The organism is Sphingomonas sp. P3_C6 (assembly GCF_056402595.1).
Genome location: NZ_JBFUHB010000001.1, coordinates 70,765 through 96,843, shown reverse-complemented (window position 1 = coordinate 96,843; position 26,079 = coordinate 70,765). Strand labels below are relative to the sequence as shown.

Sequence of the window (26,079 nt, the reverse complement as noted above, 5' to 3'; positions counted from 1 at the left end):
TACATAGTCCACTGACACGGTGTGGCGGCTCGCCTGGCGTTTGATCCAGCCGGACGGAAGCGCACAATTCCGTCATGCCGGACTTGTTCCGGCATCCATGCTTCCACAGGCGCAACGCTTGAGGAGCGATGAGCCCCGGACCAAGTCCGGAGCGACGATCCACATCAGACGATCCGGACTCTAACCCAGCTTGCCGAACTCGGACTCATATGCCGCCCGGTCCCCGGCGGCGAGCAGGCGGGCCTGTTCGATCCAGCGGTCACGCGCCAGCCGGCCGCGGAAATTGCCGAGCCGGGCGTCGAGATCCTGCGCCTGATCCGGCGTCAGCGCGGCGATCTGGTCGATGCGGGTGATGCCGAGTTCCGCCAGGGTGGCCACCAGCTTCGGGCCGAGGCCCTTGAGCTGGGTCAGCTCCGGTGCGGCCGGGGCAGTGATAGGGGCTGGGGCAGGAGCAGGGGCTGGTACCGGTGCGGGTGCAGCGACCGGTGCGGGCTCGGCAAGGGGCTCGGGGGCCGGTTCGGCTTCGGGCTCGGCCATTTCGGCGGCGATCGATGCCGGCGTGGCATCGAAGGCAGCGGCAGCGACGATCGGCTCGTCGGCAAGTGGCGGCGGGCTCGGCGCGACCGGTGGCGCGATGGTCGATCCAGGGGTGCCCTGCTCGGCCGCGGCGCGGTTAGAGGAAACGATCCGGTCGGCCTCGCTGCGCTGGCGGCGGAGCTTGATACCCCAAAGGATGCCGGCGATCACGACGACCGCGAGCAGCGCGATCAGGATGAGGGGGGCAGTCGTTTCCATGCTCTGGCTCCGTGGGTTGCCGGCCCTCCCTATCGCAGGATGGGCCGACAACGCCACCGGCTCGTCAGTCGGCAGTGCCTTTCCTGTCGGCGAGGCGGGTCACGCTGGCGAATTCCCGTCGCCAAGGGCACTGCCACTACCGCCGTTGGTGACGCGTCCGGCGCGGGTATCCCACGAAATCAGCGGGTTCGGGCAATCTCGCGCCAGCCGATGTCGCGACGGCAGAAGCCGGTGGGAAAATCGATCGCGTCGACGGCGCGATAGGCCGCGGCCTGGGCGGTGGCGACATCGGCACCGGTTGCGGTCACGGCGAGCACGCGTCCGCCGGCGGCAACGAGCGTGCCGTCCTCCATTCGCGTGCCCGCCTGGAAGACGCGCGCGCCTAGTGCCTCGGCGGCGTCGATCCCGGCGATGGCGCCGCCCATCTCCGGCGTGCCGGGATATCCCTTTGCCGCCATCACCACCGTCAGCGCGGTATCGGGCGAGAAGCGCAGGGGCGCGCGATCGGCGAGCCTGCCCTCGGCGGTATCGAGCAGCAATTCGAACAGGTCGTCCTCGAGCCGGCTCATCAGCACCTGGCATTCGGGGTCGCCGAAGCGGGCATTATATTCGATCAGCTTCGGGCCGTCCGCGGTGAGCATCAGCCCGGCGAAGAGCACGCCGGAGAAGGGCATGCCCGCCGCCTTCATCGCCGCCACGGTCGGCAGCACGATCTCGTCGATCGCGCGGCGTTCGAGCTCGGGCGTGAGGACGAGCGCCGGGCTATAGGCGCCCATGCCGCCGGTATTGGGCCCGACATCGCCGTCGCCGACGCGCTTGTGGTCCTGGGCCGAGCCGAAGGTCAGGATCGCTTCGCCATCGGTGAGCACGAACAGGCTGGCTTCCTCGCCGTCGAGGAATTGCTCGATCACGGCCTCTGCGCCACGCACCGCGAACAGGTCGTCGAGGGCAGTTTCGGCTTCTTCCTTAGTCGTCGCCACCGTCACGCCCTTGCCCGCCGCGAGGCCGTCCGCCTTCACCACGACCGGCAGGCCGAAGTCGCCGAGTGCCGCCTGCGCCCCGTCGCGCGAGGTGACGCGCGCATAGCCGGCGGTCGGAATGCCGGCGCGGGCGCACAGGTCCTTGGTGAAACCCTTCGATCCTTCGAGCTGGGCAGCCGCCTTGTTCGGCCCGAACACCGGGATGCCCATCATCCGGATATTGTCGCCGAGCCCGTCGACCAGTGGCGCTTCCGGCCCGATCACGACCAGGCCGATCGAATGGCGATGGCAGAAATCGATGACGGCGCGGTGATCCGTGGGGTCGAGCTGGGCCAGCTCGGCATGTTCGGCGATCCCCGGATTTCCGGGCGCCGCATAGAGCTTGCCGAGGCGCGGCGATTGCGCCAGTCGCCACGCGAGCGCATGTTCACGGCCACCGGAGCCGATCAGCAGGACATTCATGACCGACCCCTATTACGACGGTATTCAAGATGACAGGACGGGCCGGCTCGTAGCCGAGCAGACGCCGGGCGACAACGCCGCACCGCTCGGCGTGGGCGAACTGGCGCTTAAGCTCAAGCGTGTCGTCGAGGGCGAGTTCGGCCATGTCCGGCTGCGCGGCGAGATTTCCGGCTATAAGCGCGTCGCATCTGGCCATGCCTATCTGAGCCTGAAAGACGACAGCGCGGTGATCGACGGCGTGATCTGGAAGGGGCAGGTTGCGCTGATTCCGTTCCAGCCGCAGGACGGGATCGAGGTGATCGCGACCGGCAAGGTCACCACCTATCCGGGTCGGTCCAAATACCAGATCGTGATCGAGCGCATGGAGCTGGCGGGCGAGGGGCAGCTGATGGCGCTGCTCGAAAAGCTCAAGGCCGGCCTGGCCGCAGAGGGGCTGTTCGACAACGCCCGCAAGAAGAACCTGCCCTTTCTGCCGCAGGTGATCGGCGTCATCACCTCGCCCACCGGCGCGGTGATCCGCGATATCCTGCACCGGCTGGAGGATCGCTGTCCGACCCATGTGGTCGTCTGGCCGGTCAAGGTTCAGGGCGATGGCGCGGCGGGCGAAGTCGCCGCGGCGCTCCGCGGATTCGATGCGATCCAGCCGGGCGGGCCGGTGCCACGGCCCGATCTTGTCATCGTCGCGCGCGGCGGCGGCTCGATCGAGGATCTCTGGGCGTTCAACGAGGAAGTGGTGGTGCGCGCCATCGCCGCCTGCTCGATCCCGGTCATCTCGGCGGTCGGGCATGAGACAGACACGACCCTGGCCGATTTTGCCGCCGATCTCCGCGCGCCGACGCCGACCGCCGCGGCGGAGATGGCGGTGCCGGTGCTCGCCGATCTGCGCCTGACCCTGGCGGCGATGGGGCAGCGGACCGAGCGGTGCGTGCGGCGCTATCACGAACGCGGCCGCGAGCATCTCGATGCGCTGGTCAGGGTGATCCCGAAACGCGACGCCCTGCTCGGCCCGCAGCGCCAGCGCGCCGACGATCTCGGGGCGCGGCTGGATCGCGGGCTCGAACGGCGGGTGACCCTGGCGCGGGGCGTGTTGGACCGCTCGGCCGGCGCGCTCCGCCTCTCCGTGTTGGAACGCCGGCTGGACGACGCCCGCACCCGGCTCGACCGGACCTGGCGGCTCGCCGAATCGCTCAATCCCGACAAATTGCTGGAGCGCGGCTATGTGCGCGTGTCGGCCCGGTCTTCGGGTGCGGTCGTCACCACCGCCGCGGCGGCGCGCACGGCGGGCGCCGTCACGCTCCACTTCCGGGACGGGCCAGTCGATGCGCGGGTTGAGCGCGCGGGCGGCAAGGCATATGACAAGTCCGGCCCGGAACAGCCGAGCCTCTTGTGAGAAATACGATGTTGATGTCGAACAGCGATCGCCCGGCGCGGCTCCACTATATGGCCAATGGCTTCCGCGTGCTCGCGACAGGCGACCATGTCGTCTGCGCGGTCTCGGGCGAGCGGGTCGCGCTTGAGGATCTGCGCTACTGGAGCGTCGCGCGGCAGGAAGCCTATGCGTCGCCGCAATTCGCCATGCAGGCGATGGCCCCGCAATGAGGCGAGGCCGGCGCTGGGTGGCGGGGGTCACCACGCTGATGATCGCCGGAAGCTGTACGACCCCGTCGATATCGCGGCAGACGGTCCAGCCGGTCCGGCCGAGCCAGCGCATGGCGCCGCCGACCGCCCAGCCGCAGCGTCCGCCCGTTCGGGCGAGCTTCAGCTATTCGGGTAGCATGATCCAGGGCGGCCTGGTGATCGGCATCGCGCCGGCGGGCACCAGCATGCTGTCCTTCGACGGCGCCGCGATTCCGGTCGCGCCCGACGGGCGTTTCCTGATCGCGTTCGACCGCGATGCGAAGCCGACCGCGACCCTGGTCGCCACCCTGGGCGACGGGCGAGAGGTGCGCGACACGCTGACGGTCGCGCCGCGCGCCTGGAATATCTCGAAGCTCGACAGCGTACCCAAATATCCGGTGCCGCAGCCCGAGTTCGAGAAACTGCGGCCGGCCGAACTCGAGCAGATCAACGCCGCGCGCCGGATCGTGACCGATGCCGATGGCTGGCGCGAGCCGTTCATGTGGCCGGTGCTCGGCCGCATCTCGACCCTGTTCGGCTCGCAGCGAATCTACAAGAATGGCGAGGCAGGCAGCTATCATTCCGGTCTCGACATCGCCCGCCCGACTGGCACGACTGTGCTCGCGCCGGCTGACGGCGTCGTTATCCTGGCGGCCGATCATCCCTTCACGCTCGAAGGCAATCTGCTGATGATCGACCATGGCATGGGGCTGAACACCGCCTTCCTGCATCTGTCGAAGATCACCGTCCGGCTTGGCGAGCGGGTGCGGCGCGGGCAGCCCGTCGGGCTGGTTGGAATGACCGGACGAGCCTCGGGACCGCACCTTCACTGGGGCATGAAATGGCGCGATTCCCGCATCGATCCATTGCTCGTCGCCGGGCCGATGCCGGTCGCTCAATGACGATTTTCACCTTCGCAAGCGCAACATCGTAACCTTCGATACCGCCCATTTGCTACCGAAACGCGTCGTTTCTGTGTCTTTTGGGATACAGATCGGACGAAAGCAGCGCAGCGAAGATGAATGCCACCTTTACAGGATGTCACTCTAGCCGTCATCAAGTTGTCATTGTCGCCGGGGCCGTATTGCGTGCGGCCGATGGCGACTAGGCAACCGCCTTGCCGGACCGCGAAAATGCGGCCGGGGGGGTCGAGCGAGGGAAAATTTCGTGATTCATACCAGCCTTTTTGCGCAGCGATTGCGCTTGCTTGCCACCGTGGCGCCGATGTCGCTCGCACTCGTTGCGTCGCCGGCGTTCGCGCAGGCGACCGCGCCCACGACGGATGCGAACACCACCGCAGCCGAGGAAGAGACCGATACCGTCGTCGTGACGGGGTCGCGCATTCGTCAGCCGAACACCGATTCGCCCGTTCCGATCACCACCGTCACCGGTGCTCAGATCTTCCAGACCGGCCGTATCTCCGTCGGCGACGTGCTTAACCAGCTGCCGCAGCTTAGGTCGTCGCTGGGCTCGCAGAACTCCACGTCCGGTCTGGGCACGCGCGGCCTGAACTTCCTCGACCTCCGCGGGCTTGGTCGCCAACGTACCCTCGTGCTGATCAACGGCCGCCGTCAGGTTACCGCCGACATCATCAACAACGGGAACGCGGTCGACATCAACACGCTGCCGACCGACCTGATCGATCGCGTCGACATCGTGACGGGCGGTAATTCGTCGATCTACGGTTCCGACGCTGTCGCGGGCGTGGTGAACTTCATCGTCAAGGACAATTACGAGGGCCTGGCGCTTCACGCACAGGCCGGCGTCAGCAAATATGGCGACGCTGGCAACCAGTATATCTCACTGGTTGCAGGCACCAACTTCGCCGAGGGCCGCGGTAACATCGCGATCAACGCCGAATTTGCGCATCAGCAGGACTATTACGCCTCGGGTCGCCCGAACCTTCGCCAGAACGACGGTTTCGTCATCGTGGATACGGACACCGCTTCGCCGTCGGATAGTGTGATTGACCGAGCCTTTTACCGCGATATTCGCAGCACGACGATCTCGCTCGGCGGTCAGCTGGGCTTCCGTTATAGTAATGCTGCTGCTCCTTGCGGCAAGGATGCCGTCGGTTCGGCCTTCACATGTTCTTATCTCTTCCAGCCGAACGGCGACCTCGTCAGCCAGACCGGATCGCGCGTTGGCCTTGGTCCCAACGGTAACTTCATCGGCGGCAACGGGTCGAGCAGCCGCGAGGACAAGCTGATGGTGCTCTCGCCGGATCTGAAGCGCTATGTCTTCAATGCGGTCGGTCACTTCGAGATTTCGCCTGCCTTCGTGCCCTTCTTCGAAGCGAAGTACGTGCGGACGGAAGCTTTCGGTTCGCAGAGCGGTCCGTTCTTCTCGCAGGGGCAGACGATCGGCGATGCAGCGTCCATCACGGGCTTCACCGACCGTTCGTATTCGAACAGCGGTACTTCGAATGTGAATCGCGAAGGCATTCGCCTCGACAATCCGTACCTCTCGACTGCTGCGCGCGCCACGATCACGCAGCAACTCACGGCGGCGATCAACTCCGGGGTAAACCCCAATACCGGCACGCTTTATCTGCCCGCCAATCCTACGGCAGCGCAGATTGCCGCTGCGCCCGTCAATCAGGCAGCGGCGCTGGCGCAGGTGGCCGCCGGCACGTTCCGCTTCTCGAGCCGTCGCAACTGGGTCGATCTCGGCAACCGTGACGAACAGATCAAGCGCGATACGTTCCGTGTGGTGGCTGGTCTCCGCGGTGACTTCAACACCGACTGGAACTACGAAATCTCGGCCAATTATGGCGAGCACAAAGAAAACAACGTCATTACCGGAAACGTGAACGTACAACGGTTTGCGCTGGCTCTCGATACCACCAGGAATGCGCAGGGGCAGATCGTCTGCCGCTCGCAGGTGAACGCGGCTTATGCCGGTGAAGATGTTGCCGGGAATCCTGCCCAGCTCGCTAAAGACGTTGCCGCCTGCGTTCCGCTCAACCCGTTCGGTCAGGGGGGCGTCAGCGATGCCGCCAAGGCCTATCTGGTCACGCCAACGACCGCGACCGGCAAGGCGACTCAGTTCGTCGCAAGCGGCTTCGTGTCTGGTAACCTCGGTCAGCTTTTCCAGCTGCCCGGCGGTCCCGTTGGCTTCTCGATCGGCGGTGAGTATCGCCGGGAGACGCTTCGCTACGATCTGGACGAGCTGACCCAGCAGGGTTACGCGTTCTACAATGCGATCCCGACTTTCAAGGCGCCCGCCTTCGAAGTGAAGGAAGCATTCGGAGAAATCTCGATCCCGCTGGTCAAGGACGTCTTCCTGCTGAAGGAGCTGACGCTCAGCGGCTCAGCGCGCGTTGCAGACTATAAGGGCAGCGTCGGCACCGTGTACGCTTATAGCGGCGACGTGACGTGGCGGCCGATCAACGATCTCCTGCTGCGTGGCTCCTATTCCCGCTCGGTGCGGTCGCCCTATCTCGGCGATCTCTATTCGGCTCCCGGCCAGAACTTCACGCCGGCGCCGAACGATCCCTGCTCCGCTCGGAACATCGGTACCGGGTCGGCGACCCGCGCGGCAAATTGCGCGGCTGCAGGTATTCCCACGAGCTATGACTATGTCTTCACCTCGTCGCTCGAAATTCTGAGCGGGGGCAATCCGAATCTGAAGGCGGAAAAGTCCACCTCCTGGACTCTGGGTGGTGTCTATCAGCCTAGCTTCATCCGCGGGTTGACCATGTCGGTGGATTATTACGACATCACGGTCGATGACGTGATCGATTCGCCGCTGGTCCAGGATGCGCTGAACGCTTGTTACGATGCGCCGTCGCTGGACAATCAGTTCTGCGCCCTGTTCAAGCGCGACGATGCTGCCGGAAGTGTCTCTGGAACGGCATATCGCATCCTTACGGGTTCCTACATCGATAGCCCGCAAAACTACGCCAAGCGGAAGGCGCGCGGTATCGACACCAACATCAGCTACAATCGCGACTTCGGTTTCGTGAAGGCTGGTATCAATGCCGTGTGGAGCCACGTTATCCAGCGTGACAACTACACCGATCCTTCGCGCCCGAATTTCAAGAACGTGCTGACCGACGAGCTGAGCTATCCTTCGGACGGTTTCAACATCGAAACCAATCTCAAGTTCGGCAAATTCACCATCGGGCACACGCTTCGCTGGCTGGACGGCATGTATCTGAACACTTGGGAAGACTATAACGGCGTCAACGGCCTTCCGCCCCAGAACCCGGACTATGCGCCTATCGTCAAGTATCCGTCGGTCACCTATAACGACGTCCGTGCGAGCTATGACGTGACCGAGAAGTTCAACTTCTACGGCGGCGTTACGAACGTTGGGGACGTCAAGCCACCTTATGGCCTGACCGGTATCGGTGCGGGGTCGGGCGTTTATGACAACCGTGGCCGCTTCTTCTACATGGGCGCGACCGCCAAGTTCTGATCGATCGACCTTCGATCGTTCTGTACTGAATGAGGGGCCGGGGGATTATCCTCCGGCCCTTTTTTTGTCGTCCAATCCGGCTAGGAAGACATGATGTCGGGAAACGCGGTCACGGACGCGAACAATCTTGTCGCATCGGGAGCGGTCGCGGACGGGGTGGCGCTGCTCACCCGGGCCGCCGACGCGGGCGATGTCGATGCGCTGATGCAACTGGCGGTATGGCATCTTACGGGAGGCCCCGTCCCGCGTGACCTCGGCAGGGCGCGTGCCCTGCTGCGGCGAGCCGTAGCCATTGGGCATGTCGATGCGGCGCTGATGGAAGTGGCGCTCACCGCTAATGGCAGTGGCGGTGCGCCGGACTGGGTGGCTGCACGGGGCCTGTTGCGCACTGCGGCTGCGAACGATCCCGTGGCGGCGGCTCAGTTGACGCTGCTGGGCGCGATGGCGATCGATGGGCAAGGCGATCCGCTCGCCCTGCCCGAGCCCGAGGTGCTTGCCGATGGGGGCAGGGTCCTGCGCTATCCGCAGTTGTTCACTCCGGCAGAGTGCGCTCATGTGGCAACCGCCGCAGCGGACATTCTCGAACCGTCGCGCGTGGTGGATCCGCGTACCGGTCTTCGTATTCTGCATCCGATACGGACTGCGGACGAAGCAGTGCTGGGCCCGACCCGGGAAGACCTGGTGGTGCAGGCGCTCAATAAGCGGATCGCCACTGCCAGTGGCACGAACCCGGACCAGGGCGAATCTCTGACGGTTTTGCGGTATCGCCCGGGGCAACAGTTCCGATTGCATTCCGATATCCTGACAAACACCCGGAATCAGCGCATCGCGACGATGCTTGTCTATCTCAATGCGGGGTTTGAGGGCGGACGCACCACGTTCCCGGCGCATCGGCTGGAGATTGCGCCCCGGCCGGGCGATGCGATTATGTTCAGGAACGTCGATGCTGAGGGAGCGCCCGATCCCTCGAACCGGCACAGCGGAGAACCGGTGATCCGCGGTACGAAATGGCTGGCAACCCGCTGGATACGGGCCCGCCCTTTCTCGCCCTGGGATGGTCCGGAAGCCTGACGCCAGTCAGCTCGGCGTGATGAGTCGATCCAGAAACGGGGCCTTTGTCGGCAGGCGTGGTATTCCCCGGGGAATACGCTGCCCGTCACTACATCACGCGCTTCACCCTAACGCCTGGGGCTCCTCCCACGCGCATCATGAAGCTGCCCAGGCTCGCACGTCGTACGACAACATCCAGTCCAGGCTTGGGTTCGCGAATGAACGGTTTCGTGTCGATCTGTCGCCACATCGACCCGTCGGCCAATCCGACGATCCACCCGTCGGTTCCTTCTCGTGCGGAAGTGATTCTGGATTCGATCTGCCCAACATCTTCACCGTCGTTTCCGGCGAATAGCTTGAAGCTCGGCAATGTCAGTCCGAACAAGGAGCGTTTCGCGCCGCGTATTTGTTCCTTGTCGATGATCACGACGTTCTTCGCTGCTTCCGCGTCAGCGAGAGCTGCCACTTCGCGATCGTAACATGCGAGACGGGCGGCGGTGTCGGTTATCGCGCGACAATCGATCAGATGCTGAAATACCGGTGCGCGCGCAGGCGCGGGCTCGTCCCGCGCGATGGCCGGATGCACCGCCAATAAAGCGGTCAGGAATGCGATTGCGAACTTGATGCTTTTCATCATGGTTACAGTTTCATCATTGTTGCAGCGGCGCAACAGTAAAAGGCAATTTTCACAACCGCCGCACAAGCCGTTTACAGCGCAAGTCCCCACAGGCACTGACCAATACATCGTCGGGAGTGGGCTCTGGGTCTCTCCACGACATCAATCCGCGCAATCATCGTGCGGCAAGAAAGGAAACGGGGAAGTGAGCAAACTAGCAAAGATATCGATGCTCAAGGCTGGCGCAGCGCCAATCGTTATTGGGCTCGCGCTGCTGTCGGCCCAGGCCAACGCTCAGACCGCCGATGCGGCGCAAGCGAGCACGCTGCCTGCCGATCAGCCCGCCGCGGCTCCAGGCGGCGACATCGTCGTCACCGGATCTCGCATCCCGCAGATCAACCTTGAATCGGTTAGCCCGATCACTGTCGTGACAGCGCAAGACATCAAGCTTCAGGGGACGACGAGAGTCGAGGACCTGATGAACTCGCTCCCGTCGGTGTTCGCCAGCCAGAATTCGACCAGGGCCAATGGTGCCGACGGCACCGCCACGGTCGACCTTCGCGGCCTCGGCACGACGCGTACGCTCTCTCTCGTCAACGGCCGTCGTCTTCTGCCGGGCGATCCGAGCCCGACCAGCGGCTCGGCCGCCGACATCAACATCATTCCTGCCTCAGTCCTGAAGCGCGTCGAAGTGCTGACCGGCGGTGCGTCGTCGACCTATGGCGCTGACGCCGTCGCCGGCGTCGTCAACTTCATCATCGACACCGACTTTACCGGCATCAAGCTGGACGGCCAGTACAGCCTTTTCCAGCACGACAATCGCGACAAGTTCCTGACGCCGCTGCTTGATGCGCGCGCGGGCGCGGGGCTCCCGGGCTACGGCTATCCCAAGGGCAGCGTCGCCGACGGCGGCGCCGTTGACGCGACGCTGACGATCGGTTCGGGCTTCGACGACAATCGTGGCCATGCCGTCGCCTATTTCGGCTATCGCAAGGTCAACGCGATCACCCAGGCAAATCGCGACTACAGCGCCTGCGTGCTTCAGAACACACGTGCCGGTGGTGTGCAGTGCGGCGGCTCCGCGACGTCTGACAACGGCAACGTCTTCCTGTTCAACAACGCGGTCACCGTCGGTACCTCGACGGCCTTTACCTTCCGGCCGGGCGGCGGCTTCGCCAACGGCACGTCGCTCTACAACTTCGCGCCGACCAACTATTATCAGCGCCCTGACGAGCGTTACACCGCCGGCCTGTTCGCGAACTACGAGATCAACGATTCGATCAAGCCGTATCTTGAGTTCATGTTCATGGACGATCGCACCGTGGCGCAGATCGCGCCGTCAGGCGATTTCGGCAACACGCTGACCCTGAACTGCGACAACCCGCTGATGTCTCCGACGCAGCGCGCCGTGGTCTGCTCCCCGGAGAACCTCATCAACGGCTATCTCGGCAACTTCCCGACCGCCCAGGGAGCGCCGTATAATCCCAATCCGAACGCGCCCCCGATCAACTTCGTCGACTCGCAGGGCCGGGTCTACAATCAGGGCTTCTTCCAGCTGCTGCGCCGCAACGTCGAGGGTGGTCCTCGCCAGTCCGATCTGCAGCACACCAACTTCCGCGCGGTGATCGGTACCAAGGGTACGCTGGGCAGCGCCTGGTCCTATGACACCTATTATCAATATGGCCGCTCGAACTATTCGCAGGTTTATTCGAACGAGTTCTCTGTCGCGCGGCTCAACCGGGCGCTGAACGTCGTCACCGACAACCGCGCGGGCGCCTCGACCTTCGGCCAGCCGGTCTGTCGCTCGGTCGTCGACGGCAGCGATCCCAACTGCGTGCCCTACAATGTCTTCGGCGGTGCGGGCGCGGCGAGCCCGGCGTCGGTTGCTTATCTCTCGGCAACCGGCTTCCAGAAGGGGCAGACCTCGGAGCAGATTGCCAGCGCTTCGCTTACCGGCGCACTGGGCCAGTATGGTATCAAGAGCCCCTGGGCCGAAGACGGCGTGGCGATCAACCTCGGCGTCGAATGGCGCAAGGAATCGCTCGAACTGCAGACCGACAATGCCTTCCAGACGGGCGACCTGACGGGCCAGGGTGGCGCGACGCTGCCGCTGTCGGGCAATTTCAGGGTGTTGGAGTTCTTCGGCGAGACCCAGGTTCCGATCGTCCATGACGGCTTCATCAAGGATCTGTCGCTGAACGCCGGCTATCGCCGCTCGTCCTACAAGACGAGCGCAGACAAGAGCTATGACACCGACACCTGGAAGGTCGGGCTCGAATTCGCACCGATCCGCGATATCCGTTTCCGCGGCACCTATAACCGCGCGGCGCGCGCGCCCAATATCCAGGAACTGTTCGCGACGCCGACCGTCGGCCTCGTCGGCAGCAGCGATCCCTGCGCCAAGCAGATCACGGGCACCGATTATGGCTGTATCGCACAAGGCTTCGCCGTCGGCACCGGAACGGCGAGCAACCCGGCCGGCCAGTATAACGGCCTGATCGGGGGCAATCCCAACCTGAGGCCGGAAATCGCGACCACCAAGACGATCGGTGTCGTGATTCAGCCGAGCTTCCTGAAGCGCTTCTCGCTGACGGTCGATTACTTTGACATCAAGATCAAGGACACGATCAGCGCGACCAGCCAGGACGCGGTTCTCAAGGATTGTGTCGCCAATGCGACGGCGACGTTCACGCCGATTTCGTGCGGGCTCGTCCATCGCGACGCGGCGCGGTCGCTGTGGTTGACGCCTGGTGGTTACGTCAACGACATCCCGAGCAATATCGGGAGCACCCGGACCAAGGGTATCGAAGTCAGCTCTGCCTTCGCGCAGAGTCTCGGCAGCATCGGTAACCTCAACCTGAGCATGACGGGCACCTATCTCGACAGCTATCGGACCGACAATGGCATCACGCAGCCCTATGACTGCGCCGGCTATTATGGTCCGACCTGCAGCGCTGGCGGCACGACGAACAGCGGCGCCCCGCTTCCGAAATGGCGTCACAAGGCGCGTGCGACCTTGCAGACTCCGATGGGGATCGGCTTCTCGCTCCAGTGGCGTTACATCGGCCCGGTGAAGGCCGAGACGCTCCAGAAGAACAACCAGTCGCTCAATGGCGCGTTCAACTTTGATCCGGGTCTTCGCGTCAAGGCGTACAATTATTTCGACCTGGCGGCGTCGTTCAGCGTTGGTGACAATTACAACTTCCGCCTGGGTATGAACAACGTCTTCGACAAGCAGCCGCCGTACATGACGTCGGGCAATGGCGGTCGTGACGGGTCGAACCTGTGTCCGTCGGGACCCTGCAGCGGCAACACCTATCCCGGCACCTATGATGCGCTGGGCCGCTATCTCTATGCAGCGGTATCTCTGACCTTCTGATCCTTTGATTTAAGGATCGTTCATTCTGGGGCGGCGGTCTTCGGATCCGCCGCCCCTTTTTTTATACCGGCGGTGCTTCGGGATTGCATTGGCGGGGCGGGGCGGTCCAGACTGATATGGTGGCAAGTGTTCCCATGCTAGATTCCGACACGGCCGAGACCCTCCGGCAGGCAATCGACGCCGCCCGGACAGGCGATGTCCCGCGCGCGCGGTCGCTTGCCGAGGCAGCCTTGTTGCGGGGGGGCGATCTGGTTGCCCTCAATGCCTTTCTCGGCATGCTGCGGAGCCGCGCGGGGGATGCGGCGGGGGCGATCACACATCTGCGGGTGGCGCATCGCCATCGGCCGGGCGACGCCACCATCGCGTGCAATCTCATCGCGGCATTGATCGAAACGGGCGACCAGGCAGGTGCCCTCGACATCGCCGGCCGCGATCTCGCTTTCGCCGATCCGTCGCTGCGCGTGGCCCGCTATCGGGGTTTCCTCGCCCAGTCGCTCGAGCAATTCGAGGCGTCGGTCGAGGCCTATGATCATGTCGTGGCGCTCTCGCCGAACGATTTCGAGAGCTGGAACAATCTCGGCAACGCCCGTTCGGGGCTGGAGGACTATCCCGGCGCGGTCGCGGCGTTGAAACGCGCCGTCGAGCTCGATCCGCGTGCGGCACCGACCCGGCTCAACCTTGCCCTTGCACTCCGCTCGGCCGGAGAAGCGGCGGAGGCGGAAGCAGTCCTGCGCAGGGCTGCCGAGGATTTCCCGCAGGATGATCGCGCGCTGAACGAACTCTACCTCCAGCTGAGGCTGGACGGACGATATGACGATGCGCTCCCGGTCATCGAAGAGGCGGTTTCGCGCAATCCGGAGAATGGCGACCTGCAGCTGAAGCTCGGCGTCGAATGCGGGCTGGCGCGTCGGACCGAGGATGCACTGCGCGCCTTCAGCAAGGCTATCGCGCTCGATCCGACGCTGGTGGACGCCTATCTGGGCCTCGCGATCCAGTATGAGCATACCAACCGCGAGGAGGGGTTTGCGCCGCTGATCGCGTTGGCGACGGAGAACGGGATTGGCGAGGGGCCGCTGGCGTTCCTGCGCGCGCTTGAGCATCGTCGGGCGCAACGGTTCGAGGAGGCGCTTGCCTGTCTCGCGCTGGTTCCGCCGGATATCGAGCCCGAGCGTACGGTGCATCTCCGCGCGATGCTTCTCGATCGCCTCGGCCGGAGCGACGAGGCCTTCGATGCCTTCCAGCAATTCACCCAGCTTCTGCAGGAGGGGCCGACCGATCCCGTACGCCGCGGGGCCGAACTGCGCGACGAATTGCGCGGGGAGCTTGACGTGCTCGCGCCGGGCTGGCCCGCTACCTGGTCGACGGCGCGGCCGATTGCCGATGATCCCGATCCGGTGTTCCTGGTGGGGTTCCCCCGATCTGGGACGACGCTGCTCGATACGATCCTGATGGGCCACCCCGGAACGGTAGTGACTGAGGAACAGCCGCCCTTGAATCTGGTCGACAAGGCGATCGGCGGTCTAGCTGCGATCCCCACGCTCGACGAGGCGGCGATCGCCCGCGCGCGGGCGCATTATTATGAGGAGATGGCGAAGGTCGGCACGGTCCCGAATGGCCGGCTGCTCATCGATAAATCGCCGCTGTTCCTCTACAAGGTGCCGTTGATCCAGCGCCTGTTCCCGAAGGCGCGTTTCATCCTGGCCCTGCGCCATCCCTGCGATGTGCTGCTCAGTTGCTTCATGAGCAGTTTCCAGCTCAACAACGCGATGGCCAATTTCCTGCGCCTGGAGGACGCGGCCGATTTCTACGATCTGGTATTCAGGCATTGGGAACGGTCGCGTGAATTATTCCCGGTACAGATGCATACGATCGTCTACGAACGACTGGTCGACAATGTCGAGGCGGAAGTTCGTCCCCTTTTCGATTTCCTGGGTCTCGACTGGCATGAGGATGTGCTGGACCACCGTCGCACGGCGCTGTCCCGGGGCCTGATCACCACCGCGAGCTACTCGCAGGTCATCGAGCCGATCTACAAGCGCGCATCAGGTCGCTGGGAGCGGTACCGGCAACATCTGGAGCCGATCCTGCCGACGCTCGAACCCTGGGTCGCGAAGTTCGGTTATTCGCTTTGACGGCGGATGTGGGATCACTGCTCGCGGAAGCGGATCGCGCTTCGGCGTCGCAGGATTTCACGCGGGCGCAGGCGCTGCTTCGGGATGCGGCGGGGATTAAGCCGCAGGATCTTTCCATCCTCCTGAAACTCGCGGGGGTGAGCCGGGCTGCGGGCCAGCCGCGCGTGGCGCTCGACGCGGTGCACCGCGCGCTCGCCATCTCCCCGCTGGACTTCACCGCGCTGCTGATGCGGGCGACGCTGCTGGATCGCCTGGGTGACGAGACAGCGGGAGAGGCGTGGGGCCACGCGCTTGCCCAGAGACCGCAGGCCGCGCCGCCGCCGCAGATCGCGGTGGTGCTCGAACAGGGCGAGCGCCGATATGCCGAATGGCTCGATCTGCGGGAAGCCAGGCTGAAGGCTGGCATGGCGCCGGTGGAGCAGCGCGCCGACGAAGAGGAGCGTGCGCGTATTGCGCGCTTCCGGAACAATGCATTGCGCCGGACGCGCCCTTATCATAGCGAGCCCACCCACTTTCACTTTCCGGGCCTGGTGGAGCGGGAGTTCCATCCGCGGCGCCATTTCGACTGGCTCGATACGCTTGAGGCGGCGACCGACATAATCCAGGAGGAATTCGAGACGGTGATGGGGGCCGAGCGAGCCGAGCTCGTCCCCTATATCCAATATGCCGACCATCTCCCGCTTCGCCAGTGGCAGCCGCTTAACCACAATGCCGACTGGACGGCGATTCATCTGTGGCAGAACGGACGGCAAATCGAGGCCAATGCCCGCTATTGCCCCCGCACGCTCGATCTCCTTTCCCGGCTCCCGCAGCCGGCGATCCCCGGGGCTTCTCCCAACGCGATGTTTTCCCTGCTCGCACCCGACACCGTCATTCCCCCGCATGTCGGCGTCAGCAACGGCCGGCTCGTATGCCATCTCCCGCTGGTGGTTCCCCAAGGCTGCTGGTTCCGGGTCGGCGCTGAAACGCGTTTCTGGCGGCGGGGAGAAGCCTTTGTGTTCGACGATACGATCGAGCATGAGGCAGCGAATCCGAGCGACCAGCTTCGCGTGGTGCTCATCTTCGATATCTGGCATCCGGATCTGACCGCGATCGAGCGCGAGGCGGTCGCGGCGCTCATCGCGGCAGACGGTGCCGCGGCAAGCGGCCTGTGACCTTTTCGTCCCGGCTCGCTGCGGCTCGGCTGGGACAGGCAGACGCGAGCAGCCTCGCCGAACTGGCGGAACTCGCGCTCGGGGAGGGTGAGGAAGAACAGGCCCTTCCCCTGCTCACTCGCGCGGCGGCGCAAGGGGCCAATGCGCAATTGTGGCAATGGACCGGACTGCTCCAGCGGGCGCTTGACGAGCATGCGGCCGCAGCACGATCCTTCGCGCAGGCCGCACGCCTGGCGCCGGCCGTGGTGAGCATTGCCCATGGCCGTGCCCATGTGGCCCTTGAAGCCGGTCTGGACGCAGTTGCGCTGTTCGAGCAGGCGCGTCGCCTCGCGCCGGCGAACGGGGACATTCTGCTCGGGTTGGCCGCCGCGCGCCTGGCGACGGGCCATGGGGAACAGGCGGCGGCCGAACTCCAGGCGATTCTGGATCAAGAGCCGAGGTGGATTCACGGTCACCTGCAATTGGGCCAGATTCAATCGATGCTCGGGCGGCCCGAAAGGGCGACTGCTTCTCTTGATCAGGCGCTCGAGCGCTTCCCGGGCGAAAGAGCGCTGTGGCAGGGCCTGTTCGATCTTCATCTGCGCAGCGAGAATTATGCCGGCCTGCGAGAGGCGCTGCAGCGAGCCGGGAAAGCGGGGCATGGGCAGGACGCCCGGACCGAATATGAGGCGATCGCGGCCGCGGAACTGGGGGAAGACGATACCGCCACGGTTCTTTTCGACAGCGTCCCCGTCTCCGCCCGGCCGCGCCTTGCGGTCTGGCGGGTCCGCCATCTGCTGAGAAGCGGCAAGGCAGCGGATGCCGCCACGCTCATCGATCGCGAACTGGCAACGGATCGTGCCGCGGCCATGTGGCCCTATGCCGCGGCCGCCTGGCGGCTGACGGGCGATCCTCGCAGCGCCTGGCTGGAGGATTCGCCGGACCTCGTCGCGGTGGTGGATCTCGGCCCGGCGTTGCCTGCTCTGGAAAGGCTGGCTGATCGTCTGCGCTCGCTCCACATGGCGAAAGGGCAATATCTGGATCAGTCGGTTCGCGGCGGCACTCAAACCGACGGCCCGCTTCTCAGCCGCATCGACCCGGAGATCCGCGCCATGCGCACGGCGATCGAGCAAGCCGTCGCGCACTACGTCGCCCAGCTCCCGCCGCCGGATGCCAGGCACCCGCTCCTTGGCGCACGGCGTGACCGTCGAATCCGCTTCACCGGCAGTTGGTCGATTCGGCTCCGTGGCGGCGGATTCCATGTCAACCATGTTCATCCACAGGGCTGGATCAGCTCGGCGCTGTATATCGCGCTTCCGTCGCGCCGGCCGGACGAGCACGCGCAGGCAGGCTGGCTGGCATTGGGCGAACCCCAGGCAGCGCTGAAGCTGGATCTGGCCCCCAGTCGGCTGATCGAGCCGGGGGCAGGAAGGCTCGTGCTCTTTCCTTCATGGATGTGGCACGGGACCCTGCCCTTTGCCGACGGGGAGAGGCTGACTGTCGCGTTCGACGTTGCGCCGCCACGCTGACCCTTCCGACCGTCGTGCAGAAATATATGGCCATTCTGGACGGTCTGCGGCAGTTTCCAGGCCTGATCAACGTCCCGAAAGAATCGCTTATGAATCCCGCCTTCCGAGTTGCCTTGCTGGCGGCGGTCGCCGGCCTCATGCCGGCGCCGCTGGCTGCAGAACAGAAGAACGATGCAGGCACGGCGTCGAAGAAGCGCGATCCGAACCAGATGGTCTGCGAGAACCAGGAGGTTCTGGGTAGCCGGCTGGCGGTCAAGAAGATCTGCATGACGCGAAGCCAATGGGCGGAGCAGCGCCGCACCGACCGGGAGATGGTCCAACAGTCGCAGGTCAGCGGCTGCGGGCGGAAGGTAGGTTGCTGATCCGCGCGTCGGCTTCCGGGGGCGAAGCGCGATACAGGCGAACCCGATAATGGTGCTGGGGCATGACTCGGCTGGAACGGGTCATGCCCCCGATTTTCTTCTGACGCCGCAGTGGGGCAAGGCGGCTCCTGGCGTCTGTTTCAGCAAGGCTGAAATGCTGGCACCGATTCAGCGACACTGAAAATGACTCTAGCCGACGTCAAGCTCCAGCTTGCCGTCGCCCTCATCGACCTTCACCGTCGACCCGTCCTTCACGTCGCCGCGCAGGATCAGGTCCGCGAGCGGATCCTGCAGGTAACGCTGCACCGCCCGCTTCAGTGGCCGCGCGCCATAGACCGGATCATACCCGACCCGGCCGAGCCAGGCGCGGGCGCCATCGGTCAGGTCGAGCGTGACCTTGCGGTCGGCCAGCAGCTTCTGCACCCGTGCCACCTGGATATCGACGATCGGCGCCATCTCGCTCTGCCCGAGCCGGTGGAACAGGATGATCTCGTCCAGCCGGTTGAGGAATTCGGGGCGGAAATGCCCGCGCACGATCTCCATAACCTGCGGTTCGACCGAGGATACATCGGCGCCATCGGCCAGGCTCGACAGATACTGGCTGCCCAGGTTCGAGGTCAGGATGATCAGCGTGTTGGAGAAATCGACCGTGCGGCCCTGGCCATCGGTCAGGCGCCCGTCGTCGAGCACCTGCAGCAGCACGTTGAACACGTCGCCATGCGCCTTCTCGACCTCGTCGAACAGCACGACCTGATAGGGACGTCGCCGCACCGCCTCGGTCAGCACGCCGCCTTCCTCATAACCGACATAGCCCGGAGGGGCGCCGATCAGCCGCGCGACCGCGTGCTTCTCCATGAACTCGCTCATGTCGATACGCACCATCGCCGCCGGATCGTCGAATAGGAACGCGGCGAGCGCCTTGGTCAGCTCGGTCTTGCCGACACCGGTCGGGCCAAGGAACAGGAAGGAACCGAGTGGTCGGTTCGGCTCCTGCAGTCCGGCGCGCGCGCGGCGTACCGCCGTCGAGACGGCGCGCACGGCCTGGCTCTGGCCGATCACGCGCTTGCCCAGCGCTTCCTCCATGCCGAGCAGCTTGGCGCGTTCGCCTTCGAGCATCCGGTCGACCGGGATGCCGGTCCAGCGGCTGACGACCGCGGCGATATCGTCGGCGGTCACTTCCTCACGCAGCATCGCGCCCTTGGTGGTCGCCTGCGCCTCGTCGAGCTGGCGGGTCAGTTGCGGGATGGTGCCGTAGGAAAGCTCGCCGGCCTTGGCGAGATCGCCCGCGCGCTGTGCCTGTTCTAGTTCTAGCCGCGCGGCGTCGAGCTGCTCCTTGAGCTTCGCTTCAGCGTTGATCTTGTCCTTCTCGCCCTGCCAGCGCGTAGTCAGCTCGGCCGACTGCTGTTCGAGATTGGCAAGCTCGCTTTCAAGATTGATCAGCCGGTCGCGTGAGGCGGCATCGCTTTCCTTCTTCAGCGCCTCCCGCTCGATCTTGAGCTGGATGATCCGCCGGTCGAGATTCTCGATCTCCTCCGGTTTGGATTCGACCTCCATGCGGATCCGGCTGGCGGCCTCGTCCATCAGGTCGATCGCCTTGTCGGGCAGGAAGCGGTCGGTGATGTAGCGGTTGGAGAGGGTCGAGGCAGCGACGATCGCCGCATCGGTGATGCGCACGCCGTGGTGCAGCTCATATTTCTCCTTCAGCCCGCGCAGGATCGAGATGGTGTCCTCGACCGTCGGCTCGCCAACGAAAACGGGCTGGAAGCGCCGCTGGAGCGCTGCGTCCTTCTCGACATATTTGCGATACTCGTCGAGCGTGGTCGCGCCGACGCAGTGCAGTTCGCCGCGGGCGAGCGCGGGCTTGATCATGTTGGAGGCGTCCATCGCGCCATCGGTCTTGCCGGCGCCGATCAACGTGTGCATCTCGTCGATGAACAGGATGATGTCGCCTTCGCCGGCGCGCACCTCGTCGAGCACACCCTTCAGCCGTTCCTCGAACTCGCCGCGATATTTGGCGCCCGCGATCATGCTGCCGATGTCCAGCGACATCAGCTTCCGGTCCTTCAGCGTATCGGGCACATCACCATTGGCGATGCGCAGCGCGAGGCCTTCCGCGATGGCGGTCTTGCCGACGCCGGGCTCGCCGATCAGCACCGGATTGTTCTTGGTGCGCCGGGCAAGGATCTGGATGGTGCGGCGGATTTCCTCGTCGCGGCCGATCACCGGGTCGAGCTTGCCGTCGCGCGCTGCCTGGGTGAGGTCGCGCGCGAATTTCTTCAGCGCGTCGAACCGGTCCTCGGCGCCGGCACTGTCGGCGGTGCGGCCCGCGCGGACCTTCTCGATCGCCGCGTTGAGGGCATCGGCCTTCACGCCTGCCGTGGTGAGCGCCTTGCCGGCGGTCGTCGTGGTGGACAGCGCGAGGGCGAGCAGCAGCCGCTCGACCGTGACGAAGCTGTCGCCCGCCTTGGTCGCGACCTGCTCCGCCTGGTCGAGGATGCGCACCGCGTCATTGTCGAGGCCGGGCGTCTGCTGCGCGCCACCGCCCGAGACGGCGGGGATTTTTGCCAGTGCAGCGTCATTCTCGGCCACCGCCCGCCTGGCGTCGCCGCCCGCAGCCGTGATGAGCCCGGCCGCCATGCCCTGCTCGTCTTCGAGCAGCGCCTTCAGGATATGGTCGGGCGAGATGCGCTGATGGCTCATCCGGATCGCGACGGTCTGCGCCGATTGGAGAAAGCCCTTTGCGCGGTCGGTGAATTTTTCCAGGTTCATGATAGTCCCTCCAGGTCCAGCGATATGGTGTTGTATATTTACAACACAAGTCTCTCGGCCGGACTTTTACGCCGTGGCTGCACCGTCACAGGTAGGTGTCACGGACCTGTCTCGCCAGTCACGCGGTAACGACTTGTTCTTCGCATAATTGTGCAACGCACAACGCCTACGCGGCAGGCGACGCCGGGAGGGGCGTCGCAAATTCACGCCCAAGGGGACAATCGACATGCGTCATCTTAACGCCTGGTTGCTGGCGGGCACTGCCCTCTGCACGCCGTTCGCCGCGACCGCCGCCGTCACTGACGAGAAGCCCGCCGCTGTCGCCGACGACACGGCGACGACGAATGCCCCCGCCGATCCCGTCACCGCGGACGAAGCGCCCGCCGCCGACATCATCGTCGTCGGCCGCGGCGAGACCCGCCAGGTTCAGCGCATCGGCCAGGTCGATATCGAACGCCTCGCCGCCGGCACCAGCCCGCTCAAGGCGATCGAGAAGTTGCCCAGCGTCAACTTCGCCGCTGCCGACGCTTTCGGCGCCTATGAATGGTCGCAGCGCGTCTCGATCCGCAGCTTCAACCAGAACCAGATCGGCTTCACGCTCGACGGTATTCCGCTCGGCGACGGCAGCTATGGCAACACCAACGGCCTGCACATCAGCCGCGCGATCTCGTCGGAGAATATCGGCCAGACCATCGTGTCGCAGGGCGCCGGATCGATCGGGACGCAGGCGACCAACAATCTCGGTGGCACGATCGAGTTCGTCTCGAGCGATCCCAAATCCACCTTCGGCATGACGCTGAACGGCACCTATGGCAGCGAGAATACGGTGCGCGCCTTCGGCCGGCTCGACACGGGCGTGCTCGGCGAAAACGGGCCGAGCGCCTATGTCTCCTATGGCTTCCTCGACACGGACAAGTGGAAGGGCTTCGGCTCGCAGCGCCAGCATCAGGTCAATGCGAAGTTCGTCGCGCCGATCAACGACATCCGCCTCGTCGGCACCTTCGATTTCTCGGACCGCCGCGAGAACGACTATCAGGATCTGTCGCTCGACATGATCCGTCGCCTCGGTCTCAACAACGACAATATCTCGAACAATTATCCGCTCGCCGTCGTGATCGCCGATACGCTTGCCTATAACACGGCGCATCCGACCGCGCCGATCGCCTATCCCGCGCCGTATTCCACCGCCGACGACGTGTATTTCAACGCGGCCGGCCTGCGCGTCGACTATCTCGCCTCGCTCGGCATCGAGACGGCGAAGGACGCACCGATCCACGGCCTGCTCAAGGCCTATTATCATTCGAACCACGGCCAGGGCCTCTGGTACACGCCCTACGCGCCTACCCCGGGCGGCGCCCCGCTGTCCGTGCGCACCACCGAATATGACATTCGCCGCAAGGGCGTGTTCGGTTCTATCGGCGGCAAGCTTGGCTTCAACGACATCACCGTCGGCGGCTGGTACGAAAAGAATGATTTCCGCCAGGCACGGCGCTTCTACGATCTGACCAGCCGCAACGTGCCGACGCGCGACTCGCTCGAATTCCAGAGCGATCCCTTCTTCACCCAGTGGGATTTCAAATATCAAACCGAGACGCTGCAATATTATGTGCAGGACAAAATCGCGCTCGGCGACCTGACGCTCGATTTCGGGTGGAAGGGTTTCGACGTGCGTAACTCGGCGGCGCCGATCTTCTCGGGCGGCCTTGCCGCCGGCAAGATCAAGGTGACCGACTGGTTCCAGCCGCATGCCGGCCTGAACTACAAGCTGAACGACAATGCCGAGTTGTTCGGCGATTTCACCCAGGTGAAGCGCGCTTTCGTCTCGTCCGCGACGACTGGTCCGTTCGCGACCACCCAGCCCGGCTTCAATGCACTGCTCACCACCTCAAAGCTGAAGCCGGAGGAATCGGATACCTATGAAGTGGGCTCCCGCTTCAAGAACCGCTGGTTCAACGGTCTTATCGCCGCCTATTATATCGATTTCCGCAACCGCCTGCTCGGTGTGACGACCGGGGCCGGCATCGTCGGCAATCCGGTGATCCTGCAGAATGTCGGCGCAGTCCGCGCCTTTGGTTTCGAGGCGGCGGGCGAGGCGAAGCTCGGTTACGGCTTCGGCATCTTCGCGTCGTACAGCTACAACGACTCGACCTACCGCGACAATGTCAGCGCGACCGTGCTGACCAAGGGCAAGACCACCGTCGACAGCCCGAAGCACCTCGCCAAGGGTGAGATTACCTATGACAAGGGCATGTTCTTCGGCCGCCTCGGTGCGAATTACATGAGCCGCCGCTACTTCACCTACACCAATGACCAGTCGGTGCCGGAACAGGTGATCTTCGACGCGACCCTCGGCGCCCGCGTGACCCTGCCCGGCGAGCGCAAAGTCGAGGTGCAACTCAACGCCACCAACCTGTTCGACAAGAAATATGTCGCGACCATCGGGTCGAACGGCTTCGGCAACAGCGGCGACAACCAGACCCTGCTCGCGGGCGCGCCGCAGCAGTTCTTCGTGACGCTGAAGACCGGCTTCTGATGAACTAATCGAATCGCCGCCGTTCCCCGCTTCGGGCAGGAACGGCGGCGATCACGCTCGCCGGGAGCCTCCGGCACCGCTACACCCACTGCAAAATAGAGCAGGTGAGGGTGGATGCGGCGATTTTTGGTGCGGGGCGCGGCCGGATTGGCCGTCTTGTTGATCGCCATCGCAATCGGCCTTGCCGTGTGGGAGCCGCTGACGGCGACTGCCCCGGCACCCCCGCCAGCCCATGCCTATGACGTGAAGATCGCGCGCGACACGTTCGGCGTGCCGCATATCTTCGGCAAGACCGATCCCGATGTGGCGTACGGCATCGCCTATGCCCATGCCGAGGATGATTTCTCGACCTTGCAGGAAGTGCTCGCCATGACGCGCGGGCGGCTCGGCGCGATGACGGGTGGGGACGGGGCGAAGACCGATTACGTCCTCTATCTGCTCGGCGCGCGCGATACGGTGGCGCGTGATTACATGACGCAGCCGGCGGATGTCAGGGCGCTGCTCGACGGCTATGCCTCGGGCCTGAATCGTTACGCGGAGAAGCATCCGGGCGAGGTACGGCTCGCGAAGCTCTTCCCGGTTGATGGGCAGGACATCGCGACGGGCTTCGTGCTGCGCTCGCCCTTCTTTTTCGGCCTGGATTCGGTGCTCGGCGCGCTGGCCGGCGACACGCCGCTGCCGACCGAGAGCGCGGGGCCGGTGCCGGATGCGCCGGACATCACGCCGATCGGCCCGAACGGCAACGAGAACGGTTCCAACGCCTTTGTCGTCGCGCCGAAGCGGTCGGCCGACGGCTTTACCCGGCTCGTCTCCAACTCGCACCAACCCTGGCGCGGCGGCGTCGCCTGGTATGAGCTGGTGGTGCATTCGCAGACCGGCTGGAACTTCGCCGGCGCGACCTTCCCGGGTGCGCCCTATCCACTGGTTGGGCACAACCAGACGCTCGGTTGGACCAACACGGTCAACCGGCCCGACCTGATCGATATCTACAAGCTGGTCCTCAACCCTGCAGGCGATGCCTATCGCTTCGACGGGAAATGGCGGCCGCTCGAAAAGGCCCGGGTCTGGCTTCATGTGAAGCTCTGGGGGCCGTTCGTGCTGCCGGTGCCGAAGACGGTGCTGCGTGCCGTCCAGGGGCCGGTCGTGGAGAACGCCAAGGGCGCCTTTGCGCTGCGCTATGGTGGCGCCGACCAGTTGAAGATGGTCGAGGAATATTACCGCCTCAACCGCGCCCGCGACTTTGCCGAATGGCAGAAAGCGCTGGCGATCCAGGGCGTGCCGGCGACCAATTTCCTTTACGGCGATGCGGCCGGGAACATCGCCTATTTCTACAATGCGAGCTTCCTCAACCGGAAGCCGGGCTATGATTATGCGAAGGTCCTGCCGGGCGATACCTCGCGCGACTTTGCCGCCGGTACGGTGCCCTGGGCGCAGGTGCCACGTAATGTGAACCCGGCTTCCGGTTTCCTGATCAACGCCAACAACACACCCTTCCAGTCAGCGGGGACGGGCTCCGAAATGAAGCCGGCCGATTATTCGCGGCTGCTCGGCATCGAGACCGATACGACCAATCGCGCGACGCGCGCGCTTGAGCTGATGGGGGCGACGCCGTCCATCTCGGATGCGGACCTTCACCGCATCAAGTTCGATACCGGCGTCAGCCGGGGCGGCTGGGCGGCGAAATGGTTCGCGGACATCGCGGCGGTCGATCCCAGGGGCGACGCGTCGCTGATCGATGCCAAGGCACTGCTGGCGAAATGGGACTGGAATTACGACGGCAAGGGTCCGGCCGACGCGCTCGCCGCGCTGCTGCTGCGCGCCGGCAACAAATGGCATTATCAGCGCCGCCCGGAAGCCGATCCGCGCGAGGAACTGGGCATAGCTGCTGCATATCTGACGAAGCATTTCGGCCGGCTCGATCCGCCGCTCGGCACCGTGCTGCGGGTACGCCAGGGCAAGGTCGACCTGCCGATGGACGGCGGCCCCGATGTGCTGCGCGCAGCCGCCCTGTGGGACGAGGCGCCCGATGGCAGGCTGGCGGTAAAGCATGGCGACAGCTTCATCATGTTCATCGCCTGGGACCGGCAGGGCAAGGTCAGCTCGCAGTCGATCCAGCCTTTCGGTGCTGCCACCACCCGGCCCGATTCGCCTCATTATGCCGATCAGGCACCCCTGTTCGTCAGGCACCAGCTGAAGCCCGTGTGGTTCGACCCGGCGCAGCTCAAGAGCCATGTCGAGCGTGTCTATCGGCCCTGATCGGCCCGATTGCGCGTCGCAATCGCCGCGTTATACCTGCGTAA

General features: G+C 64.6%; 16 protein-coding genes. 12 read left to right on the top strand and 4 right to left on the bottom strand.

Translation table 11 applies throughout. From position 1 onward, the window contains the following. Positions 1-180: 180 nt before the first annotated feature. Both AC1DT7_RS00400 and purD read right to left on the bottom strand, forming a co-directional pair. The gene (locus tag AC1DT7_RS00400) at positions 181-795 is read right to left on the bottom strand and encodes a helix-hairpin-helix domain-containing protein (protein ID WP_478033464.1); all 615 of its coding nucleotides are present in this window, start codon (positions 793-795) and stop codon (positions 181-183) included. Positions 796-974: 179 nt separating this feature from the next. Next, the gene (gene purD, locus AC1DT7_RS00395) at positions 975-2,237 is read right to left on the bottom strand and encodes a phosphoribosylamine--glycine ligase (RefSeq protein ID WP_478033463.1); all 1,263 of its coding nucleotides are present in this window, start codon (positions 2,235-2,237) and stop codon (positions 975-977) included. On the opposite strand from purD, the gene xseA reads away from it, so the two are divergent. From xseA to AC1DT7_RS00370, 5 genes are all read left to right on the top strand, one after another. Further along, positions 2,236-3,627, top strand: a complete 1,392-nt coding sequence (gene xseA / locus AC1DT7_RS00390) for an exodeoxyribonuclease VII large subunit (RefSeq protein WP_478033462.1) — start codon at positions 2,236-2,238, stop codon at positions 3,625-3,627. The genes purD and xseA overlap by 2 nt on opposite strands. A gap of 8 nt (positions 3,628-3,635) precedes the next feature. Continuing rightward, the gene (locus tag AC1DT7_RS00385) at positions 3,636-3,836 is read left to right on the top strand and encodes a DUF2093 domain-containing protein (RefSeq protein WP_478033460.1); all 201 of its coding nucleotides are present in this window, start codon (positions 3,636-3,638) and stop codon (positions 3,834-3,836) included. Beyond that, complete coding sequence (locus AC1DT7_RS00380; RefSeq protein WP_478033458.1) at positions 3,833-4,756, top strand: M23 family metallopeptidase; 924 nt, start codon at positions 3,833-3,835, stop codon at positions 4,754-4,756. The genes AC1DT7_RS00385 and AC1DT7_RS00380 overlap by 4 nt, the downstream gene beginning before the upstream one ends. Before the next feature lie 265 nt (positions 4,757-5,021). After that, positions 5,022-8,276 (top strand): TonB-dependent receptor domain-containing protein, encoded by a 3,255-nt coding sequence (locus AC1DT7_RS00375; RefSeq protein WP_478033456.1) that lies wholly within the window; start codon positions 5,022-5,024, stop codon positions 8,274-8,276. A gap of 90 nt (positions 8,277-8,366) precedes the next feature. Then, the gene (locus tag AC1DT7_RS00370; RefSeq protein WP_478033454.1) at positions 8,367-9,347 is read left to right on the top strand and encodes a 2OG-Fe(II) oxygenase; all 981 of its coding nucleotides are present in this window, start codon (positions 8,367-8,369) and stop codon (positions 9,345-9,347) included. A gap of 88 nt (positions 9,348-9,435) precedes the next feature. Here the strand turns inward: AC1DT7_RS00370 and AC1DT7_RS00365 are convergent, their stop codons facing one another. Then, positions 9,436-9,963, bottom strand: a complete 528-nt coding sequence (locus tag AC1DT7_RS00365) for a hypothetical protein (RefSeq protein ID WP_478033453.1) — start codon at positions 9,961-9,963, stop codon at positions 9,436-9,438. A 184-nt stretch (positions 9,964-10,147) separates the two neighbouring features. Between AC1DT7_RS00365 and AC1DT7_RS00360 the strand changes: the two genes are divergently transcribed. The 5 genes from AC1DT7_RS00360 to AC1DT7_RS00340 all read left to right on the top strand — a co-directional run bounded on the left by AC1DT7_RS00360 (position 10,148) and on the right by AC1DT7_RS00340 (position 18,477). Beyond that, positions 10,148-13,321 carry a TonB-dependent receptor domain-containing protein gene (locus AC1DT7_RS00360; protein WP_478033452.1) on the top strand — a complete coding sequence of 1,058 codons (3,174 nt, stop codon included), beginning with the start codon at positions 10,148-10,150 and terminating at the stop codon, positions 13,319-13,321. 134 nt (positions 13,322-13,455) lie between these two features. Further along, positions 13,456-15,453: a tetratricopeptide repeat-containing sulfotransferase family protein gene (locus AC1DT7_RS00355; protein ID WP_478033451.1), complete on the top strand. Its 1,998-nt coding sequence runs from the start codon at positions 13,456-13,458 to the stop codon at positions 15,451-15,453. An 8-nt stretch (positions 15,454-15,461) separates the two neighbouring features. Further along, on the top strand, positions 15,462-16,607 hold the full coding sequence (locus AC1DT7_RS00350) for an aspartyl/asparaginyl beta-hydroxylase domain-containing protein (RefSeq protein ID WP_478033450.1): 1,146 nt from the start codon (positions 15,462-15,464) through the stop codon (positions 16,605-16,607). Next, positions 16,604-18,115, top strand: a complete 1,512-nt coding sequence (locus AC1DT7_RS00345; protein ID WP_478033448.1) for a 2OG-Fe(II) oxygenase family protein — start codon at positions 16,604-16,606, stop codon at positions 18,113-18,115. Before AC1DT7_RS00350 ends, AC1DT7_RS00345 begins: the two co-directional genes overlap by 4 nt. 26 nt (positions 18,116-18,141) lie before the next feature. Next, the gene (locus tag AC1DT7_RS00340) at positions 18,142-18,477 is read left to right on the top strand and encodes a hypothetical protein (protein WP_478033447.1); all 336 of its coding nucleotides are present in this window, start codon (positions 18,142-18,144) and stop codon (positions 18,475-18,477) included. 189 nt (positions 18,478-18,666) lie between these two features. Here the strand turns inward: AC1DT7_RS00340 and clpB are convergent, their stop codons facing one another. Further along, positions 18,667-21,246 carry an ATP-dependent chaperone ClpB gene (clpB, locus tag AC1DT7_RS00335; RefSeq protein ID WP_478033445.1) on the bottom strand — a complete coding sequence of 860 codons (2,580 nt, stop codon included), beginning with the start codon at positions 21,244-21,246 and terminating at the stop codon, positions 18,667-18,669. A 226-nt stretch (positions 21,247-21,472) separates the two neighbouring features. Between clpB and AC1DT7_RS00330 the strand changes: the two genes are divergently transcribed. Then, on the top strand, positions 21,473-23,779 hold the full coding sequence (locus AC1DT7_RS00330; protein ID WP_478033443.1) for a TonB-dependent receptor: 2,307 nt from the start codon (positions 21,473-21,475) through the stop codon (positions 23,777-23,779). Positions 23,780-23,893: 114 nt separating this feature from the next. Further along, complete coding sequence (locus AC1DT7_RS00325; protein ID WP_478033441.1) at positions 23,894-26,035, top strand: penicillin acylase family protein; 2,142 nt, start codon at positions 23,894-23,896, stop codon at positions 26,033-26,035. The last annotated feature ends 44 nt before the right edge of the window (positions 26,036-26,079 follow it).

Bases quoted from the DNA above. Each gene is read 5' to 3' on its own strand.
- AC1DT7_RS00400 (WP_478033464.1), bottom strand. From the start codon at position 795: ATGGAAACGACTGCCCCCCTCATCCTGATCGCGCTGCTCGCGGTCGTC.
- xseA (WP_478033462.1), top strand. From the start codon at position 2,236: ATGACCGACCCCTATTACGACGGTATTCAAGATGACAGGACGGGCCGG.
- purD (WP_478033463.1), bottom strand. From the start codon at position 2,237: ATGAATGTCCTGCTGATCGGCTCCGGTGGCCGTGAACATGCGCTCGCG.
- AC1DT7_RS00385 (WP_478033460.1), top strand. From the start codon at position 3,636: ATGTTGATGTCGAACAGCGATCGCCCGGCGCGGCTCCACTATATGGCC.
- AC1DT7_RS00380 (WP_478033458.1), top strand. From the start codon at position 3,833: ATGAGGCGAGGCCGGCGCTGGGTGGCGGGGGTCACCACGCTGATGATC.
- AC1DT7_RS00370 (WP_478033454.1), top strand. From the start codon at position 8,367: ATGATGTCGGGAAACGCGGTCACGGACGCGAACAATCTTGTCGCATCG.
- AC1DT7_RS00365 (WP_478033453.1), bottom strand. From the start codon at position 9,963: ATGATGAAAAGCATCAAGTTCGCAATCGCATTCCTGACCGCTTTATTG.
- AC1DT7_RS00355 (WP_478033451.1), top strand. From the start codon at position 13,456: ATGCTAGATTCCGACACGGCCGAGACCCTCCGGCAGGCAATCGACGCC.
- AC1DT7_RS00340 (WP_478033447.1), top strand. From the start codon at position 18,142: ATGGCCATTCTGGACGGTCTGCGGCAGTTTCCAGGCCTGATCAACGTC.
- clpB (WP_478033445.1), bottom strand. From the start codon at position 21,246: ATGAACCTGGAAAAATTCACCGACCGCGCAAAGGGCTTTCTCCAATCG.
- AC1DT7_RS00330 (WP_478033443.1), top strand. From the start codon at position 21,473: ATGCGTCATCTTAACGCCTGGTTGCTGGCGGGCACTGCCCTCTGCACG.
- AC1DT7_RS00325 (WP_478033441.1), top strand. From the start codon at position 23,894: ATGCGGCGATTTTTGGTGCGGGGCGCGGCCGGATTGGCCGTCTTGTTG.